Below are 20,520 nucleotides of genomic sequence, written 5' to 3'. Positions count from 1 at the left end.
CGACTATATTGCTTAGATATAATTTGCAATCTACAAGGCGGAAGATGGAGTCGATGGGCGTCCATCGACGACTGATGACAACGCAGTAGATTCAAATTATAGCAAGCATATAGTCGAGTTAATATAAAACAGCTACACTAGGTTCGTCCCCTGTTCTAACGGTACTCTATGCCGATATTTAAACAGGCTTCACCTATGAGGATTGGTTGACTCTTATATTATATTCTCAAAACCCCGCAGTATATGCTGATTTAAAAAATCAGTTCAAGAGGGCATGCATTCTTGAATCAACAATTCAAGAATGCATCAACCAAGCCAAATTAAATCGACTTCGTCGATGAGGCTTGGTTGACTCTTCACTCATATTCTCACGAAATCCGCAGTATATGCGGATTTCTGAAAGTAAGTTCAAGAAGTCATACTACTATACAAAAAGCGGCAAGTCCTTGAACTTACCGCTTTTTATTATTAACCGAGCTTCTGTGCAACGATGAGATATCTGTGGATTGTTCCTTCCACATATCCATTCTTATCAATCTCTTCCTGCATTTCAAGAAGTCTATCAAAACATTTATCTACAGAGAATCCCGGAAACTCCCACTCTATTATATGTGCGAACCAGACAAATGCCCCCACATCATAAAAGCGGATAGGTCTGAAAGCTTCCTCTGCTCTGATAACCTTTAATCCTGCATTCTCAAACTTTTTCTGTTGAATAGAAAGTTCAAGCTCCGGAAATGGCTTTGGTACATCGGGCAAAACCGCCATTACAAGGTCTCTGTCATTCTCGCCGCCTACCTGTTCAGTAATAAACAAACCATTTGATCTCAGCAATCTGGCTGTTTCTACAGGATCAAAGTCACCATGTCTATTTATAATTATGTCAAAAGAGTTGTCTACAAAAGGAACTTTTGAAGCATCATCGCAAGCCTTGAAGTCTATTCCCAGCGGCAACAACTCTTTCTTGCACAGTTCAACATTCGGAGGGTATCCTTCAGTAGCTGCAGTATTGCCATAAGGATGTCCGAGAGATAATAAGAACTCTCCACCACCTGTATCAAAGTCCAATAATTTCATGCTGTCTATGCGTTTCTCGTCAATTATCTGCTTGTAATCCCAGGGAAGATCTTCCTCCTCTTCATATCTGCCACGTATATGAGAAAAATCCCAACCGTGAATATGAGCTATTTTCTCCTCTGCTTTCCACTCATTTCTCAATTCATTTATTCTATCTGTATTCATATCTGCTCCTTTTCAAATAATTGTCAATAGTTTATTTGTCCGGTGCAGTATGCGACAGCAAAACACTTAAATTAACCTCGGCACAACCTGCTGTCAGCATTAAAACTGCACCGAGTAGTTATCTCGTGTTCTCATGATTACCTCCCATATGACCCCTGTTATTCAGATTGTCATAACACAAAATATTATACCCAACGCTATATACATGCGCAATTGCTTATTATCTCTATCACTCTGTTACTCTCAAAAACTACACTTTTATAATATTTCCGCTTGCCATATTACTGTCTGATTATATCAACAATCTTTTCTCTGTTTACAAAAGCTGCAACTCCTAATCTCTCGGCCTTTTTGTCCAAAGCTTTTAACTGTTCAAACTTATCCTCCGTCGGTTCTTCATATTTTTTTCTGATAGCTTCGAGTTCCTTAGCCCTTTCTGCGCTGTAACTGTACTCAAACGTGTTAGTATTATCCATTTCTTTCCTCCTTTTGATTACATCTGTTTTATTCTTTATGCTTTTATCATATGGATGTATTATTTTTGTTTACCGGATTATTGTGACATCGTCACAACAATCCATGATTTTTCATAATGATGAAAGAATTCTCAATATTTTTTCTAAAGAGCACTTTTTGAAGTGTTTTGGGTGCATATTGATAAGAAGTATTGACTACCACGGTGTATATTACTAATAGAGAATGTATTACTGTCTTTTAAGGAGGGCAAAATGAAAATATTTAACGTTACAGACCCGGAGTTTACAAACTACGGAAGAATAATTGAGGGGTACGAAGAAGAAAAAAAGCAGATAATGGAAACTTTGAGAGATAAGACTCCAATTCCTGCCGGAACTGACTATGTCGCTGAAGAGAAGGCTCTTCAGGATCTTGATGCTTCAGCAAAGATGACAAACACTTTGTTTGGCGGATCACCAATGCAATACGGATGGTGCAACGGGCATAACACAAAGCTCAACTGCCTTGAGTATCATCGTTCAAGCGAAATAAATCTTGGCGCAACTGACTTTATTCTTCTTTTGGCAAAAAGAGAAGAAATCGCCGACTACAAGCTTGATTCCGGCAAAGTTAAGGCTTTCCTCGTTCCAAAGGGTGTTATGGTTGAAGTATATGCTACAACTCTTCACTATGCTCCTTGCCAGGCTCACAAAGATTCAGGATTTCAGGTACTTGTAGGACTTCCAAAGGGCACAAATGTAGGGAAACCGGAGTATCCTGCCGGAAATCAGGAGGACAGACTCTTAACAGCTACCAACAAATGGCTCCTTGCTCATGAAGAGTCCTCCGAAGCAAAGGACGGTGCCTGGATTGGTATTACCGGTGAAAATATTGATATTGCAAACAATATCTGACAAAAAGGAACCTGTACATCAAAGCACGATGCACAGGTTCCTTTTTTATTTCACTACAGTTCCTAAAGTTTCATTCATACTGCCGGTTCTGTACCCCTTTAAGTCAAGAGATACATAATTAAAACCATATTCTTTAAAAACTCCGTATATATTTTCCCTGAAATCCGGATTCATAAAACGCTCAAAATCTTCAGGAAGCACCTCTATTCTGGCAACATCCGTGCCATGAATCCGTACTCTGAACTGTTTAAATCCTTCATCCAAAAGAAATTGTTCCGCCTTATCAACCATACCAAGTTTTTCCACAAAAATAGTCTCTCCATAAGGAAAACGACTTGCAAGACAGGCAAAAGATGCTTTTTCGGCTGTTGGAATTCCAAAATGTGCCGACAACTCCCTGATCTCACGCTTGGTAAAACCAACCTTTCGTAAGGGACTAAGTATTCCAAGTTCAGAAATAGCCTTGAGCCCCGGCCTGTAATCCCCGTTATCATCGAGGTTTGAACCTTCTACTACAAATTCTGTTCCATGTTTTTTTGCCAAATTTATAAAGCTCTCGAACAGTTTATACTTACAAAGATAACACCTGTCCGGAGGATTTTGGGCAAATCCCTCTATGGTAAAAACATCTTCCTCTACAGTATAATGCGTTACACCCAGCTTTTTGCAATAGTCTGTAGCCTCACGCAGTTCTCTTTTAGGAAAAAGACATGAGGAGGCTGTAACAGCTATAGCTTTATCCTCCAAAGCCTCATGTGCGGCAAATAAAAGAAATGTCGAATCAACTCCGCTTGAAAAAGCTACTGCCACAGCTCCAAGACTCTTTAAATAGTCTTTAAGCTGATCATATTTATCTAAAAGTATATTATCCATATTTACTTACACTCTATTAAATCCTTTACGACTTCACTTGCCAGAATCAATCCCGCTACTGCAGGCGTAAATGCTGTCGAACCCGGAACCGCACGTTTCCCTGTAACTTCTTCACTTGCAAGAGCCTGATCCGGTGAAATCGGTTTTTCATTCGAATAGACTACTTTAAGCTTTTTTACGCCTCTTTTCTTCATTTCATGACGCATAACCTTGGCCAAAGGACACATAGTAGTCTTGTATATGTCCGTAACAACAAATCCGGTTGGATCAAGCTTGTTTCCTGCTCCCATACAACTTATCACAGGAATACCCTTGTTCTTGCACTGCATAATTATCTCAATTTTCGCAGCAACCGTATCTACAGCATCCACCACATAATCATAGCTTTCAAAAGGAAAAGAATCAGCATTTTCCGGCAAAAAAAAGCATTTATGAACAGTTACATCGACATTTGGATTAATGTCAAGCATTCGCTCTCTCATAACCTCAACCTTATCCCGCCCTATGGTGCTTTGCAGAGCGATTATCTGTCTGTTAAGATTCGTGAGACTCACCTGATCATTGTCAATAATATCAAAATGCCCTATTCCTGTTCTTACAAGCGCTTCGCAAACATATCCGCCTACACCGCCTACGCCAAATACGGCAACCTTTTTTTCAGAAAGTATCTCCATAGCCTCTTGCCCTAAAAGAAGCCGCGTCCTAGAAAATTGATCTATCATTTCTTAACCCTTTTTACTGTAAAACTATCTTATCCCAGGAATCGGAAGGAATCAGACCAATATATGTCTTTCCTTTATTCAGGTTAATTTCCTGTCCCTCAGAATTATAATAATGAGTCATTCCTGTTTCACTTGCTTTGGACCACATAATAGGTATGACTTTTCCATTTGTGATGTAATAGCCCTTATCTGAGCCAACCACGTTATAAGTTAAATATCCGTTTTTATCAAGCTGTTTAAAGGATGTGTTCTGAAGAATAACATTTTTAAAACTAAGTGGCTGACCATCTTCCGCATCCTGATGAAGAGCCCCATACTCATAGTAGTCATAGGTTCTACTTTCAGGATTAAAAATAAGTTGGCTCTTATTATGTACAAATACGCTGCTCATGTCAACAGAACCGGCAACTACATCGCTTGGTAACTCGGTATCAGCTTCATTAAAAAGGAAATGAGACCCTCTTTCCATCTCCATATTATAAGTGGTCGACAATCCGCTCTTTTCGAATCTGCTTACAAGCTCAGATCCGAATACATATTCAGTATATTCTGTAGGTTTACCATTCTGAATCCGGCTAAACCCCCCGCTTATATGTTCAGCATATGGCTTTGCAAGGTATGTCTTGATATAAAATGGTCCTCCATCATGGATAAGAACCGCATTATACTCATCAGCGATCATAATATTGGTAGTTCTGGTACTTCTAATACTGCCGGTCTGCTGAAGGTTGGCCCAGTCCTTATAAATACACATAAGCCTTGTGATACGTCCATTTGCCGTACTGTTCATCATTTCATAGACGATATCCGCCTCAGCTGTACCATAGTGCTGCAGAGCCTTTTTTTCATTGTCAACCATAATTGCTACAGGTCTCTGTCCGGCTATTGCATCATCAATCTCAAGTCCCGTAAGCTCTGAAGTTCCTGCATAAACAGTCACAGGCATAGACAAAGCTAAAGCCATTCCGGTAATAATTCCAACAACATTTTTGATTTTCATAACACACCCCTCTTTTAAAATTGAATTATTTTTCTATTACTGCTGATAACTCGCCACATGATAAAACAACCAAACGCTGGGTAGCACGTGACATTGCTGTATATAAACAATGCTTTCCAAGTTCATTATCCGGATAAGACTCCGCATCTACATCAGCAAGGATAACATTATCAAATTCAAGTCCCTTGGCCAGTGACAGCTCCAGTAAAACCGCTCCGCCCGAAGGAAGTGCATCATGCTCTGAGATAATTTTAACATCCTTTTCTCCCAGCGCAGTACTTACTTTTTCAAGGCTATACGCGCTTCTACAAATAACAGCTGTTATCCCGTCTTTTTTACTGAATTCATCTATATATTTATTTAAAGCAGCGCAATAATCCTGCTCTGAATTGTATGCCTCTATAATCGGGGTTTCTCCGGGTCTTTGTACAGATGAAACAAGCAGCTTTTTCTCTGCCGGTAAAAGAGATGAAAACATCTCTGTAATTTCAGGCGAGCTCCTATAACTTGTCATCAATGGAAGTTCGACAAACTCCTTCTCATCAGCAGCGGTCATTTCGGCAATTTCAGCAAATGTAATTGTTCCCTCCCTGATCGACTGGTATTCATCCCCAAGAAGCATAAATCTTGCATTGGGGAAATACTTTCTAAACACCATAAGCTGAGCCTTTGTGTAGTCCTGAATTTCGTCAATCATCACATAGCGCATATTGCGGTCACATTCACCTGTCAGTTCCATCTTCGTGTACAGCCATTCTGCAGCGGTGATATGGCTTGTTCCCAAAATTCGCTGTGCAATATGGAGAACATTTATCCAGCCGCATTTCTTTATAGTACGAATTGCTCCTCCAAAATCGTTCTCAATGCGGTTATCATCAGCAGAATCCGATTTGGAAACACTATCGGATTCATTGTCGGTATAATGGTCTGAATTTCGCAAAATATTTTTTGCTCTCTGCTCAAGTTCATCGGATACTATCTGAATAAGCCTTACTCCCAATGGGAACTGACTGAATCTGTCAACAACCGAAAGAACATCTTTTTTAGGCATCACCATGATTTCTTTTTGCTTTATATCAAAGAAATCATCCTCTTCCGGCGCCAAAGTCGGAAGAACATCATGTATTTTCTGAAGACTTGAGGCCTCTGTATAGTCATAATCATTGTCCATAAACGGAACATTTAACATTTCCAGATATTCCTGCCATGTAATGGTGAGAGGATTAGACTCACCCAAATCAGGAAGCACATTGTCTATATAATCCCTGAATACCGGATTCAGTGTCATAAGGCACACCTGATCAGGACGCAGTGTCTTTCTCTTTTGGTAAAAGAGGTATGCAATCCTTTGCAGTAAAACAGATGTTTTCCCACTTCCGGCTATTCCATTTACCAAAAGAACCGGCACATCCGGATATCTGATAACGGTGTTCTGCTCTTTTTGTATTGTAGAAGTGATTGCTTGCATTTTATCTGATCTGGTCTGAGATAGCGACTGCAAAAGCATCGGATCCTCAATAGCAATCTGTGTATCAAAATATGACAGCAGCTTATCTTTTTTTAGATCAAACTGGCGACGAAGTTTTAAATCAACCGGAATTTGCCTTTCTTCAACTGTATAGTGAGTACTGCCCATTTCCTGATTGTAATAAACCTCCGCTATAGGGGATCTCCAGTCTACAACCATCTGGTCATATCCGTTTTCTGAAATAGCAGCTCTTCCAATATAATAGCTTTCAGGTTCTTCAGATGGATCAAACTGAAGCTGAATCTTGGCAAAATAGGGCGATTCAAGAAGTTTGTTGACAGTGCTTAATCTTTTTCCCAAAGATGAGCTTTCTACATTGTAAGTATCAATGTAGCGATTCCATACTTCAATCTCTGCAAGCGTTTCCATAGTGGTCTCAATATCAGCATAGTCAAAACGTATATTATCGCGGATATCATTCTTATCATCAACAGCTTTTTCATCGAGCGCAGCAATCTGATCTTCAAGCTTTTTCTTCATTTCCATAAGCTTTCCGTAGACCTTGGTTAAATGCTCCTGCTCTTTATCAAAAATTTCTTTTTCCATATCATTCACCTTATAAAACAAATTGTTGCCGGTATTTTTTAAGTATACCATATTATTTCCACTATAAGCCAAAAACAGACCGGAAGTCTGTAACCTCCGGTCTAAAATAATCACGTATGATAGTTAAGTAAAAACTGCCTGGTTCTTTCATTTTGAGGACTGTCAATAACCTGCCTTGGGCTCCCCTTTTCGGCAATGATTCCATCATCCATAAATATAATCTCATCTGAAACATCTTTTGCAAACTCAATTTCATGGGTGACTATTATCATGGTAGTTTCCTGTCTCGACAGATCTTTGATTACCTTAAGGACTTCTCCTGTAAGCTCCGGGTCAAGGGCAGACGTAGGTTCATCAAAGCAAAGTATATCCGGCTTAAGAGCCAGCGCCCTTGCTATAGCTACTCTTTGCTGCTGACCCCCGGATAGTTGATGAGGATAATTGTCCATCCTGTCCAGTAGCCCCATCTTACTAAGTATTGCTTTCCCTTCCACAAGGATCTGCACTTTGTCTTTTTCAGGATTAAGAAGTCCCGGAGCAAGAACTACATTCTCCAAAGCTGTATACTGCGGGAAAAGATTAAACTGCTGAAATACCATCCCAAAATGAAGTCTCTTTTCTCTTAGCTCTTTCTCACTTGAAGACGGATTTTTACCATCAAACAAGACCTCTCCGTTTACTTTTATAGTCCCGCTGTCGGGAGTTTCCAGAAAATTAAGGCACCTAAGAAGGGTTGTTTTTCCACTTCCGGATCTTCCTATAATAGTAAGTGTCTTACCTTTTTCAAGATCAAAGCTTATTCCCTTTAGTATTTCTGTATTTTCAAAACCTTTAGTTATATTTTCTACTTCAAGTATTGCCATAAAAAGCACCGCCTATTAATTACTTAAAAAAATCAAGTTTCTTTTCAATAAATCCAAAAAGAAGAGTCAAAAGTCCACTAAAAACAAGGTAAAATACGCCCGTGTAAAAGAGCGGCCAGATGATTCCGCTGCTCTTAATAAAGCGCTCACCTTCCCATATTATTTCGTAGAACGCAATAACTCTGGCAAGTGATGTGTCCTTTACCAGAGTGATAACTTCGTTGGATATAGGTGGTACTATTCTCTTTACTACCTGTAATAGAATTATCTTAAAAAATGCCTGCGATTTTGTCAGACCAAGCACAGCAGCGGCCTCATGTTGTCCCTTGGGAATTGACTGAATGCCGCCCCTGAATATCTCACTGAAATAACAAGCGTAATTAAATACAAAAGCAACCAGCGCCGCAGTAAATCTACCTGTAGCTCCCGATCCCCAAAGGTTATTTCCCAAAAAAATCCCCGGGCCATAAAAAATAACCAAAAGCTGTAGCATAAGCGGTGTACCTCTGACTACCCATATTATGAACCTGACAGGTAGTCTTAACACCGGGTTTTTGCTCATGGAGCCAAAGCTGATTACAAGTCCCAAAGGCAACGAGAAAACCAATGTGAGCACAAAAAGTTTTAAAGTGCCTAAAAAGCCCTCAAGAAGTGATAGTGTAACTGTCGTAAACATATATTGCTATTCCTTTAAAATTACTGCTGAACAAGTGCATCCTGCACGCCATATTTTGTAGCTATTTCTTTCATGGTTCCGTCATCATACAAGATTTTTAACTGATCATTGATATATGAAGCAAGATCTGAATTCTTTCTGCAACCTATACCGTACTCTTCAGTTGTAAGCTCAACAGTGTGAGTAAGATCTGCATATCCTGTGCCTTCACCAACCATGGCTCCTGCCATCAGAAGATCAATAATGCATGCATCAGATGTTCCGGCTGCGACTTCCATAACCGCGTCAGCCTGGGATTTAAGCGCTGTCGCATTAAAGCCGTTCTCATTTGCAGCTGCTTCTCCGGCCGATCCTGACTCTACTGCAAATGTAAGGTCTGAAAGCGACTCCGGTGTACTGTACTTTTCAGCATCCTTTGCGTTAACAACAACTACCTGCGCGTTATTACAGTATGCGTTGGTACATGTCATTGCATTTGTCACTTCAGGTGTAAGTGTCATGCCATTCCATACAACGTCTATTGATTTATTGTTAAGCTCTAAAACTTTATTATCCCAGTCAATTTCTACAAACTGAACCTCTACTCCCAGTGACTTTGCGATTTCTTTTGCCATATCGGCATCGAAACCTATCCACTCTCCGTTTTCATCCTTATAATCCATAGGTGCAAAATCAGTAATACCTACAATAAGACTGCCTTTTGACTTTATATACTCAACATCGTTTTCAAGAGACACAGTCTCTTTAGCGCTCTCATCGCTGCTGTCAGTGGCAGCCCCTCCGCAGGCTGTGAACATCAAAGCCGTAGTTAAAGCCATAAATACAGAAACAAATTTCTTTTTCATAAGTTCTCCTTTTCGAATAACATTTACTTTATCACATTATCATAGTGAATTACCGATGTAAAGAAATCTTTTCTAAATATTATAGCTCATTTATTATGACTTATTCTACGTTTTTTAGTGCCTCGCTCATTGGAATATAGCCTATCTTGCGATATTCAATAATCGCTGTAACGGCGTATGTAACAAGTCCCATAAGAAACATCTTTACATAGACCGAAGGATCAAGCCAGATTATCAACCATCCACTCATCATCTGCTTGAGCATCACTCTGAACACCCCAACCATAACATAGGATAAAATCGGATATGATATAAGAAGTGATGCCACTACCACAATTGCAGTTGGCATGATATAAAGAAGCGCTATCTCTTTTTTTGAATATCCAAGTATTTTAACCATAGAAATTGACTGAACATTGCGCTCAATTATCAGCTTTGATAACAGATATATCAAAACAATGAACAGAATTATTGAAAAACCATCCACCATGTACATCAAATTGCCCATGGATATCATAAGCTGCCTCGATACTCTGGTAAGAGTCTCCTCATCAATCGTAGTTCCAATGTACTTGGAGTCAATGTCCGTTATTTCGCTATCGGAGAAGTATCCTGAAAAATACTCTTCATCCAATCCCATAGTTTCATTCAGGTGTTTTTTGCTCATAAACACCGCAATTCCACCATCATAATCATAAGTACCGGTAATCTTAAATCCATAGTACTTGTCTTCATAGGGTTCCTTTAGCGTAATGACATCTCCTTTTTTCAGACCATATTTATCCTCATAAGCCGAGGAAATAAGTACTGTTTTTTCATCAAAATCTGTCTGAATATATCTGCTATCATCAATTACTCCATAAAGAGTCACTTCCTCAACTCTGGCTCCGTTCTCACCGATAGTTTTAAGGCTATATGCAGAAAACTTCTCCGCATCTGGGTTGTTAGTAGATATCTTGTTTTGGTAAAAGATATAGGAAAATGCTGCAGAAAGCTGATCCTGAGTATCTATTGCTCCTGCAGGAACCTGAAAAAGATATATGTGTTTAGCAAGCATGCTCTGTGTAACAACACCTTGGAAATGTATTAAAAGCGGCGGCAGCATCATCCCAAAAAACAAAAGGACATTGGCAAAAAATAATCCAAAAAACAAGATCAGATAGCTGCTCTTATTCTGAATAAGAATTCTTATTCTGAATCTATCAAAAAATCTGATGCTGTTCCCAAGTTTTATTGCATTATTCTGCTTCTTTCCTGAAATATCCCTCCTAATAAGCTTGAGAGGACTTAATGACAGCTTTTTTCTTAAAATAACATGCGTTATCGCAATCATTATCACCAGCGGGATAAACGTGGTCTTAAAGAAGGCTTCTGAACTCCATATAGTAACGTAAGTCGGAAGCGAGTAACTTCCATAATACATATCGACGCACACATTTTTAAAAAATGTGTATCCAAGTATGTTTCCAATGACAGCTGAAATAATAGTAACGATAAGCGGCATTTCCATGTAATGCTTTATGAGTTCATTTCTGGTATATCCGGATGCCCGGAGCGTGCCGATAACACAAGCTTCCTTGTGAATGGTGTTATTAATGGTTATTCCAAATACGAATGCAGTGATTATGATTATTATATAAAGAAGTACCTCCATCATGGCCTTATCGCCTACTATATCTTCGCCGGTAAATGTGATTGACTGATTTAAATATCTTGGAATAAAGTTCTCAAGTGAAACTTTTTGGGCTATTGCCTCCATAAGTTCATCTGACAGGTCTTTTTCCTGAATCTCATCTTCCGGTTCTTCATCATAGAGCCATGAATAATTGTACCTTATACCGTCATCAAGATACTCCTCAAACTGCTCTTTATCAACAACTGCAACTCCAAAAGCTGATGCGTCAAACATCATATCATTGTTACTGTAAAAAAGTGCACTGTAGTCAGATAATGCCACCAGTCCTACAATTTTGTAACCATTTCCTTCTTCCGATAGTTCATCACCGATTCTAAGACCATTATTCTCTGCATACATCCTATCTATGGCTATTTCTCCGTTTTTTTCCGGGAGTCTGCCATCCATGACGCAAACTTTATCTATTTCTTCTCTGTTTGCGTAAATTCTTATTGTTGTTTCATTGTTAAATTCTTTTTCTATATAAAAGTTTTCGTATACTGTTATACCTCTTTGCTCTATCCATTCCTTCTGAGAAGACGTAAGTTTCTCTTCCGATCTGAAATTTCCGTTTTCTATGGTGTATTTTTCAAAGCTTTCTTTATAAGCCTTTATCATACTTTCTCCGGCTACCAGAAACCCCGAAACAAATCCAATAGACAAGACCAGCAGTATAAAAATTACTATGTATTTTCCTATATCGCTCTTAAGTTCTCTGAATAATCTTTTATTTAATGGATTTTTCATGAAATTTCCCCTTACCAGTCAAGTTCTTCCGCTTTCTGTTTTGCTTCATTTCTGTAGCTCTTCCTTATAACTCCGTCCCTTAGCTTAACTACAAAGTCTGCCATATTCTTTATGGCGTCATTGTGAGTTACCATAATCACTGTGTTCCCATATTTCTGATTAACTTCTTCTATAAGCGAAAGAATTTCTTTTGAGGTTTTATAATCCAGAGCTCCCGTAGGCTCATCGCAAAGAAGAATATCGGGATTTTTTACTATTGCTCTTCCAATAGCACATCTTTGCTGCTGACCGCCTGAAAGCTGACTCGGAATCTTATTTTGATGTTCCGCAAGTCCTAATACGCCCATTATTTCATCAATATCCAAGGGATTTTTTGATAAATATGCCCCAACTTCAATATTTTCTCTGACTGTAAGATTAGGAATCAGATTATACATTTGAAAAATATATCCTAAATGTTCTCTTCTGTAATTTGTAAGTGATTTATCATCCATATCTGACATACTTTTCCCCCTAATGATTATTTTCCCGGAGTCAGCATTGTCTATTCCTCCAATAATATTAAGCAAAGTGGATTTTCCGGAGCCGGAAGGTCCAAGAAGCACAACAAATTCGCCTTTTTCTACGCTTAAATTTATATCCTTTAAAACCTCTATCCTGTTATCGCTTTCACCATAGGATTTTTTTATGTTTTGTAATTCAAGCTGCATTCCTTTTCTCCTTATTTGCAGATCGTCCATATTTTTAATTCGTTAGCAATCGCTAACTTCAATACATAGAATATTACTATTGAAAATCATTGTCAAAACGTTTTTAATGGAATATAATTTGATGATATAGTATTGTAAACAATTTATTTTTACAGAAGGAGAAGAAATGTTTTTCTATATAGCTGTAATTATTTTAACTATCATGTATCTGATACTGTTAGAGCTTTCAAAAAATATTTTAATCGGATGGGCTGTAGGTATCTTAGCTGCTGTGCTGATGATGGTACTTAAAAACAACATTATAAGCAGATTTTCCGGGAAATTTCCGGCTATTTTTATAATGTGGTGCGCATTTTTTATTATTCTTGTAATAAATTACAATCTTACAGCTCCGCCATATAAAAGAGTCCCTGCTGTAGATAACAAAAATCCTGAAATTACAGCACCTGTAACTATAAACCAGGGCACATTAACCGGTGTCTACAACGAGGACAAATCTGTGAAGGTATATGCCGGAATCCCTTATGCTGCACCTCCTGTCGGGGATCTGCGATTTAGAGAACCGGCTGCGCCACAGCCTTGGGATGGGGTTCTTGCATGTGATCATTTTGGACCAATGGCTATGCAGCCAAGAAGTTCGGCGCTATATGATTCCTTATCTCATATTCTGGGATGGAACGATTACAGTATTAAAATTGGTGATGAATATCGCGAAGAAATGAGCGAAGATTGCCTTTACCTCAACGTCTTTTCACCTGAAAAAGAAACCGATGAGTTACTCCCGGTAATATTCTACATACATGGGGGTTCTCTTACCACAGGTCAATCCTCCTATACTGAATACAGAGGAGAAGATTTGGCTAAAAAAGGTGTTGTTTTTGTAAACTTTGCTTATAGGCTTGGAGTATTTGGATATTACGCATCTGATGATCTTAAAGCTGAATCTCCAAACGGCACCACCGGAAACTATGGACTTTTGGATCAGATTGCAGCTCTTAAATGGGTTCGCGATAACATTGAAGCTTTTGGAGGAGATCCTGACAGGATAACTATTGCCGGCGAATCGGCAGGTGCTTCCAGTGTTAATGCTTTATGCGTTTCCCCTTTAACCGAAGGACTGTTCAACTATGCCATAGCCGAATCCAGCGGAATTGTTGCCAAAAAACCGTTCCATACTTTCAGATCCTATGATGATGCCCTAGAACAGGGAAATATTGTGAAGGAAGAATTTTCTGTATCTTCTTCGCAGGAACTTAGAAACATTCCCGCAGAGGAACTCGTAAAAACAACATCAAACAATTCCGCCATGACTTTGGACGGGTATGCAATCACAGAACAGCCCTACCTCACATATGAAAAAGGAAATAATCATGAGAAAGCTCTTTTAAACGGCTTCAATCTTAAAGAGGCGGATGCATTCATGCTCGATACCAAGGCAACCAAAGAAAACTATGTGGAGCTTTTAGCAGAAGATTTGAGCAGCTACGCCAGAGAAATGGCAGAAGTTCTCCCTTATGATGCTGCTTCAAGGGATGAATATATCATCATTGACAAAAAAGGAGAAGCCAAGGGCTCATTGAATACAGCCTATAGCGCAATGTGGTTTAGTTATTCTCATTACATATGGACCAACTACATGGTTAGCCAAAATAAACCTGTTTATGAGTACTATTTTACCAAGACCAACAGCAGAATCTCAAACCATCACGCAGGAGAATTGCCATACGCCTACGGAAACCTTCACAGACATGCCAAAAACTACGACGAAAGTGATTTTGAACTCTCCGAAATAATGCAAAACTATTGGGTAAACTTTGTCAAAACAGGCGATCCAAATGGCGAAGGTCTGCCAAAATGGCCGCTTGTAACTGCAAACAATCAGCTCCTTTTGAATCTTGATAATAAAATAGAGCCCATTGCGGACCCTAATTTACCATTATATAAAGTTATAGATCATTACATGGATAGCGAAGAGTAGCTGTCAATCAGTAATCTCCATTCCCATGTTAAAAGCAACAGGAAACATGAATTTTTTCTTTGTATGGTCATCAAATTCTACTATGAATTTGGTTGGGATTTCATCTTCATCCCAGTCTACATCAACAATTGTTCCTGTCCCGTATTTTGTCTGAGTTACACGGGAACCTATTACGAGATTAGAGGGCACGTTTTCGGAAGAAACCGGTGCCTTCTTTTGTTTTAAGTATGAAATTGGCTTTTTTAACTCATTTACACTCTTTTTTCTATTCTTCCTGCTTGAAGGCTCCGGCTCTTCCTCTGCCCACTTTTCTTTGGGACAAAGTTCCCCAACAAAGACTGACGCTTTATCTTTATATTTGAAAATAATCAGTTTATCTTTTGCTCTGGTCATTCCGACGTAAAAAATACGTCTTTCTTCTTCGTTCTCCCGCTTTTCTTCCGGAGTAGCCTGTGCAAAAGACTTGATTATCTTGCCCGGAAAAACGCCATTTACAACATCAATAAGTATAACTGTGTCATACTCAAGCCCTTTACTTGAGTGGATTGTTGAAAGAATAAGCTTTGATCTGTAGTTTTCTTTCCTCTGGGAAAGAATATCCTTAAGTTCTTCAAGCCTGTCAAGGAATCCGGGAATTGTGTTCTCGTTTTTGGCAAGCATCTGCAGAGTAAAAAGTTTGTTATCATCTATATTGTTATCCTTGAGATAATCACCGTACCCCATGTATTTTTGAATCCTGTTTATTGCCTTTATAGGGGAGTCACTGGTCATATGCATGAAATGAGTTCTAAGAGATCTTACATTTCCAAGTATTCTTTTGTTTAATTCAATTTCCTCTGCCGCATCTAAAATCCCACAATGTCTCCTGTCTGCAATATCGCACATTTGCATGGCATCCTGCTTGCGAAGAAATGTCTGAAACTTGAAATAAACTTTAAGAAACAGCTCCGGATCCATGGGATTAAGGGCAAACTTTAGGATGTTTACAACATCTGCTACCACCCTATGGCTAAAAAAAGCCATATCCGAGCTCTTTATCCTGTATTCGATATTTTTCCTCTCCAATATGTCAACCAAAGGCAAAATGCACTCATTATCCCTGTATAAAACAGCAGTCTGAACAGAAATATTTTGAGCAATGTCCAAAAGAAAGCTATATTGGGATTCCCTGCTCTGAAGAGTAACATAGCTAATATCAGCTCCTGCCTGCCTTGTTGCTGTCATGTGCTTTTTGTGACGATTGAAGTTTCTTTGAATGAATTTATCTGCAGTCTCAACTATCGTCGCATTTGATCTGTAGTTTTTATCCATTACAAGAACTTTTGCCCCCAAATGCTCTTTTTCAAAGTTTAAAAGAGCTTCAGGATAAGCCGCCCTAAAACCATATATACTCTGGTCTTCATCTCCCACCATAAACAGATTTCCGCTTTTCCCGGCTAAAAGACCTATTATCATATGTTGGATTTTTGAAGTATCCTGAGCTTCATCCACGCATATGTATTTATATTTGTTGCGGTAAAACTCCAATAGATCCGGGCTGTTTTTCAGCATTCTGTAGGCATATATCATCTGATCATCATAGTCCATAAGGCTTCGAGACTTAAGCTCTTTATTGTACGCCTCATATATTTTTAGAAGCTCAATAGATTCATCTTTACCTAGTTTTTCTATCTCATCCCTTGAAAGACACATATTCTTACAATAGGTAATAAGTGTCCTTACAGTTTTTATGTCGCTTTCCGTGGGATAATCGTTCATTACCTTTACATAGATATCTGTAAGAATTTTTCCGGATATCTTTTCATCTGTAATTAGTTCAAAAGACGTTTTTCCTATAAGCCTCGCATAATGGCTGATTATCTTGGCACAGATTCCGTTTATGGTACGAAACTCAAGATTCCTTGCAGCGTCTTCTCCAAAGACCTTAACAAATCTCTCCGCCATATCTCTTGTTGCTGCAACTGTATACGTAAGTGTAAGTATATTTTCCGGCGGTATTTCTTTTACCATGAGCATATACCCAAGCCTATGGACAAGAACTGTTGTCTTACCACTTCCCGGAACAGCCAAAAGGAGTACGGGCCCTTCCACGGTTTTTACTGCTTCCAGCTGCTGATCATTTAGTTTAGCTGTATATTTTTCAAAAAAGTAATTCTCATTCATGGTGTCTACTATACAATAATAATCGCAGCTAGTGAAGCAATAAAAAAAGAGCTATATATAACATATTTATTATATATGTTATATATGGCTCATTGTATTACTTAGTCTCTACAGAAACGTCTGCGCCTGTAATATTGATGTTCTTATTTACCTTTGCATCGTATGTTCCGGCTCTCATGATCTCTGTAAAGTCAACGCCTGTAGCTTCTGACATTGTATCAAATACCTGTTTCATAACGATTGGCATATTTCCTGAAATCTGGCTTGCGCCATTTGTTCCATCACCTGTTCCATAGATATTGATCTTATCAATCTGTGAAAGTGGTTTTGCAATTTCAGCAGCCATCTGAGGCATGATCTTGATCATCATCTCTGCCATAGCAGCTCCGTTGTACTTCTTGTAGGCTTCAGCTTTCTTTTCCATTGCTTCAGCTTCAGCAATACCTTTTGCCTTGATCGCTTCGGCTTCCGCTTTACCTTTTGCAGCAATACCGGCTGCTTCAGCATCATATTTAGCCTTAATACCTGCAGCTTCCTGTTCAGCCGCATATTTCTGAGCTTCAGCCTGAGCTTTTTTAGCATCAGCTTCACGCTCCTGCTCGTATTTGGCTGCCTCAGCCTTTTTCTGTCTCTGAACAAGCTCTGCTTCAGCTTTCTTTTCAGCCTGATACTTTTCAGCATCAGCTTTTTTCTCGATTTCAGCTGCAAGTTCCTGCTGTTTAACAAGAACTTCCTTCTGTTTGAGTTCTGCTTCACGTTCTGCTTTAGCGATCTGAGCATTAACAGTTGCTGTCTGAATGGATTTTTGCTGTTCCTGCTGCTGGATCTCGTAAGCTGCATCAGCTACAGCGCTTGCTGTATCTGCTTCTCTTTTAAGTTCTGCCTGCTTGATTGCAAGAGCGTTGTTCTTTTCAGCAATCTCTGTCTGTGCAAGAACTCTTGCATCATTAGCTGCTTTATCAGCTTCAGCCTTTGCAATAGCTACGTCTCTGTCTGCCTGTGCCTTAGCAATGGCTGCATCTTTTTTGATCTTGGCTGTGTTATCCATACCAAGGTCATTTATAAGACCATTTTCATCTGTAACATTCTGGATGTTACATGAAAGGATCTCGATACCAAGCTTACTCATATCTCTTGAGGCTTTTTCCATTACCTGATCTGAAAAGCTGTCACGGTCTGTATTGATAGTCTTAAGAGCAAGAGTACCAATGATCTCACGCATGTTACCCTGTAAAGAATCCTGAAGGTCCTCTGTGATCTGCTGAGGATCTTTATTGAGGAAGTTCTTGGCAGCAAGCTGAATTGATTCAGGATTTGTTCCGATTCTTACCTTTGCTACTGCATCTACATTTACATTGATGAAATCGTTTGTAGGTACTGACTGCTCTGTTTTGATATCTACAGTCATCTGTCCAAGATAGAGTTTATCAACTCTCTCAAAGAAAGGAATCTTAACGCCTGCGCGGCCGATAAGGATTCGTGGGGTCTTGCGCATACCGGAAATAATATAGGCTCTGTCTGGAGGAGCCTTTACATATCCTGTAGCAATTACCATCACTACAAGAAGAATAAGTGCTGCTAAAATAATAGCTGAAATTGTCATTGTTCCACCTTTCTTAGGGTTCTGCCCTAAAACAATACTTTTTTCTTGATAAAAAAAGTGTACAACGCTCTATATCAGCCTTAAATATGCACATAAGCGTGTTTTTTCACTATATTTTGCTTTTTTGGCAATTTATGTTACTATGCACTAGTGACTTTTTATTTGGAAAGGAAAAGAATAATGAAAATTGCAGTTACTTATGAAAACGGTGAAGTTTTTCAGCATTTTGGACATACAAGCGAGTTTAAGATTTATACAGTAGAGGATAAAAAAGTCGTATCCTCTGAGATAATAAGCTCAAACGGAAGCGGTCACGGTGCTTTAGCCGGACTTCTTGGCGATAAGGGAATTGATGTTCTTATCTGCGGCGGGATCGGCGGAGGAGCTTTCTCAGCTCTTGAAGAGAACGGCATTAAAGTATGCGCCGGAACATCCGGAAATACTGATGAAGTAGTTGAAGCTTACCTTAGCGGAAACCTTGAGAGCTCTGGTGTAAATTGCGACCATCACGGTGAGGGCCACACATGCGGCGACCACGAAGATGGACATAGCTGTGGACACCATGATGAAGGTGGTTGTGGAAGCGACTGCGGAGATGAGGAAGGCGGTTGTGCTTCAGGTGGCTGTGGCGGATGCAGCGGTTGCCATTCAGCTCCTTCATTCGAGGGAAAAAATGTTGGCAAGACATGCCGTACACACTACATTGGTACTTTCAACGACGGAACAAAGTTTGACTCATCCTATGACAGAGGAGAGCCTCTTGAGTTCGTATGCGGCGCAGGCATGATGATCTATGGATTTGACAAGGCTGTTGCTAACATGAACGTAGGTGAGACACTCGATGTGCATCTCATGCCTGAAGAAGCTTATGGAGAAGCAGATCCTACAGCTATCTTCACTGTAGAGATTGCTGAGCTTCCCGGTTCAGAGGACCTGACAGTTGATCAGAAGGTTTACCTTCAGGATATGTACGGAAGACCATTCCCTGTTAAAGTTGTAGGTAAGACTGATACAACTATCACATTAGATGCCAACCATGAAATGGCTGGCAAAGAGCTTAATTTCAAGATTGAACTTGTAGAAGTTAAGTAAGACCAAAAACTTTATCACGAAGTTTACGACCCGTTGGCGTTGTGGCAAGTCCACCGCCAGCGGTTTCTTTTAATGAGGCCGGAAGTGCATCACCGACTTCTCGCATTGCACCTATGCATTCATCTGCCGGAATATTGGCCCTGATTCCCGCAAGTGCCATATCTGCGCTTGAAAAAGCAATCGCAAGGCCTGATACATTTCTTTTTATGCATGGTATCTCAACAAGTCCGCCTACCGGATCACAGACCAGTCCCATCTGATTGGAAATAGCCATAGCACAGGCATCTGCGCACTGAGATGGCCTTCCACCCATTACTTCTACAAGTGCTGCTGCAGCCATAGCTGAAGCACTTCCACACTCAGCCTGACATCCCCCTTGAGCTCCTGCCACACTGGATTTCTCTGCTATTACCATTCCAATTGCACCAGCAGTAAACATAGCCATGACCACATCTTTTTCTTCAAAACCGCGGTCTTCGTAAAGTGACACAAGACATCCCGGTAAAATGCCGCAGCTTCCGGCTGTAGGAGCAGCAACGATCCTTCCCATTGAGGCGTTACAGCCTGCTACTGCCAAAGCTCTGGCCATTGCTTTTGTCATGAAGTTCCCGCTGATACCACCTGTAGCGGCATACTCATTCATAAGATAGCCTTCACCACCGGTAAGACCTGACATGGATTTCTGATCTTTTTTCATACCTTCATTTATTGAATCTTTCATGACCTGAAAGCTGATCTCCATTTTTTCATAGAGTTCAAGTGGCTCTTTTTCCATGCTTTTAGCCTGGTCTTCCAAAACCAGTTCACTTATCTTTATATTTCTTTTTTCAGCTTCAGCTACTAATTCGCTGACAGATTCGTATTTAAGCATAAATATCCATTTCTAA

At 39.6% G+C, this 20,520-nt stretch carries 17 protein-coding genes; 3 read left to right on the top strand and 14 right to left on the bottom strand.

The genetic code is table 11. The annotated features are described in order from the left end of the window. Positions 1-468: 468 nt before the first annotated feature. Both J6O61_RS15050 and J6O61_RS15045 read right to left on the bottom strand, forming a co-directional pair. Positions 469-1,242 (bottom strand): methyltransferase domain-containing protein, encoded by a 774-nt coding sequence (locus tag J6O61_RS15050; RefSeq protein WP_292214869.1) that lies wholly within the window; start codon positions 1,240-1,242, stop codon positions 469-471. Between the two features lie 281 nt (positions 1,243-1,523). Then, positions 1,524-1,718, bottom strand: coding sequence for a hypothetical protein (locus J6O61_RS15045; RefSeq protein WP_292214868.1), 195 nt, complete (start codon positions 1,716-1,718; stop codon positions 1,524-1,526). Between the two features lie 252 nt (positions 1,719-1,970). Between J6O61_RS15045 and J6O61_RS15040 the strand changes: the two genes are divergently transcribed. Beyond that, on the top strand, positions 1,971-2,612 hold the full coding sequence (locus tag J6O61_RS15040) for a DUF4867 family protein (RefSeq protein WP_292214866.1): 642 nt from the start codon (positions 1,971-1,973) through the stop codon (positions 2,610-2,612). A gap of 45 nt (positions 2,613-2,657) precedes the next feature. Here J6O61_RS15040 and larE read toward each other — a convergent pair whose 3' ends face one another. From larE to J6O61_RS14995, 9 genes are all read right to left on the bottom strand, one after another. Further along, positions 2,658-3,485, bottom strand: a complete 828-nt coding sequence (gene larE, locus J6O61_RS15035; protein WP_292214864.1) for an ATP-dependent sacrificial sulfur transferase LarE — start codon at positions 3,483-3,485, stop codon at positions 2,658-2,660. Positions 3,486-3,487: 2 nt separating this feature from the next. Continuing rightward, a complete protein-coding gene (locus J6O61_RS15030; protein ID WP_292214862.1) occupies positions 3,488-4,207 on the bottom strand; it encodes a tRNA threonylcarbamoyladenosine dehydratase in 720 nt (239 codons plus the stop codon). A gap of 13 nt (positions 4,208-4,220) precedes the next feature. Then, on the bottom strand, positions 4,221-5,207 hold the full coding sequence (locus J6O61_RS15025; RefSeq protein WP_292214860.1) for a DUF3048 domain-containing protein: 987 nt from the start codon (positions 5,205-5,207) through the stop codon (positions 4,221-4,223). Between the two features lie 25 nt (positions 5,208-5,232). Further along, positions 5,233-7,281, bottom strand: coding sequence for a HelD family protein (locus J6O61_RS15020; RefSeq protein WP_292214858.1), 2,049 nt, complete (start codon positions 7,279-7,281; stop codon positions 5,233-5,235). A gap of 110 nt (positions 7,282-7,391) precedes the next feature. Then, the gene (locus tag J6O61_RS15015; protein WP_292214856.1) at positions 7,392-8,144 is read right to left on the bottom strand and encodes an amino acid ABC transporter ATP-binding protein; all 753 of its coding nucleotides are present in this window, start codon (positions 8,142-8,144) and stop codon (positions 7,392-7,394) included. 19 nt (positions 8,145-8,163) lie between these two features. Further along, on the bottom strand, positions 8,164-8,820 hold the full coding sequence (locus tag J6O61_RS15010) for an amino acid ABC transporter permease (protein WP_292214854.1): 657 nt from the start codon (positions 8,818-8,820) through the stop codon (positions 8,164-8,166). Positions 8,821-8,840: 20 nt separating this feature from the next. Continuing rightward, positions 8,841-9,665 (bottom strand): transporter substrate-binding domain-containing protein, encoded by an 825-nt coding sequence (locus J6O61_RS15005; RefSeq protein WP_292214853.1) that lies wholly within the window; start codon positions 9,663-9,665, stop codon positions 8,841-8,843. Positions 9,666-9,765: 100 nt separating this feature from the next. Beyond that, positions 9,766-12,087, bottom strand: coding sequence for an ABC transporter permease (locus J6O61_RS15000; protein WP_292214851.1), 2,322 nt, complete (start codon positions 12,085-12,087; stop codon positions 9,766-9,768). Positions 12,088-12,098: 11 nt separating this feature from the next. Further along, positions 12,099-12,797 (bottom strand): ABC transporter ATP-binding protein, encoded by a 699-nt coding sequence (locus tag J6O61_RS14995; protein WP_292214849.1) that lies wholly within the window; start codon positions 12,795-12,797, stop codon positions 12,099-12,101. Between the two features lie 166 nt (positions 12,798-12,963). Between J6O61_RS14995 and J6O61_RS14990 the strand changes: the two genes are divergently transcribed. Next, positions 12,964-14,775, top strand: a complete 1,812-nt coding sequence (locus J6O61_RS14990; RefSeq protein ID WP_292214847.1) for a carboxylesterase/lipase family protein — start codon at positions 12,964-12,966, stop codon at positions 14,773-14,775. Between the two features lie 3 nt (positions 14,776-14,778). On the opposite strand, the gene J6O61_RS14985 is transcribed toward J6O61_RS14990, so the two are convergent. Then, positions 14,779-16,938, bottom strand: coding sequence for an ATP-dependent helicase (locus J6O61_RS14985; RefSeq protein ID WP_292214845.1), 2,160 nt, complete (start codon positions 16,936-16,938; stop codon positions 14,779-14,781). Between the two features lie 97 nt (positions 16,939-17,035). Continuing rightward, positions 17,036-18,541: a flotillin family protein gene (locus J6O61_RS14980; RefSeq protein WP_022773404.1), complete on the bottom strand. Its 1,506-nt coding sequence runs from the start codon at positions 18,539-18,541 to the stop codon at positions 17,036-17,038. A 180-nt stretch (positions 18,542-18,721) separates the two neighbouring features. Between J6O61_RS14980 and J6O61_RS14975 the strand changes: the two genes are divergently transcribed. Further along, the gene (locus tag J6O61_RS14975) at positions 18,722-19,633 is read left to right on the top strand and encodes a NifB/NifX family molybdenum-iron cluster-binding protein (protein ID WP_292214842.1); all 912 of its coding nucleotides are present in this window, start codon (positions 18,722-18,724) and stop codon (positions 19,631-19,633) included. Here J6O61_RS14975 and sdaAA read toward each other — a convergent pair. Further along, positions 19,626-20,504 carry an L-serine ammonia-lyase, iron-sulfur-dependent, subunit alpha gene (gene sdaAA / locus J6O61_RS14970; protein WP_292214840.1) on the bottom strand — a complete coding sequence of 293 codons (879 nt, stop codon included), beginning with the start codon at positions 20,502-20,504 and terminating at the stop codon, positions 19,626-19,628. The two genes, J6O61_RS14975 and sdaAA, sit on opposite strands and share 8 nt — an antisense overlap. Positions 20,505-20,520 lie beyond the last annotated feature (16 nt).

The sequence above is a fragment of the Butyrivibrio sp. genome (assembly GCF_017635265.1).
Lineage (GTDB): Bacteria > Bacillota > Clostridia > Lachnospirales > Lachnospiraceae > Butyrivibrio.
Note: the sequence above shows the minus strand (reverse complement) of the source record. Positions and strands in the feature narration are given on the sequence as shown.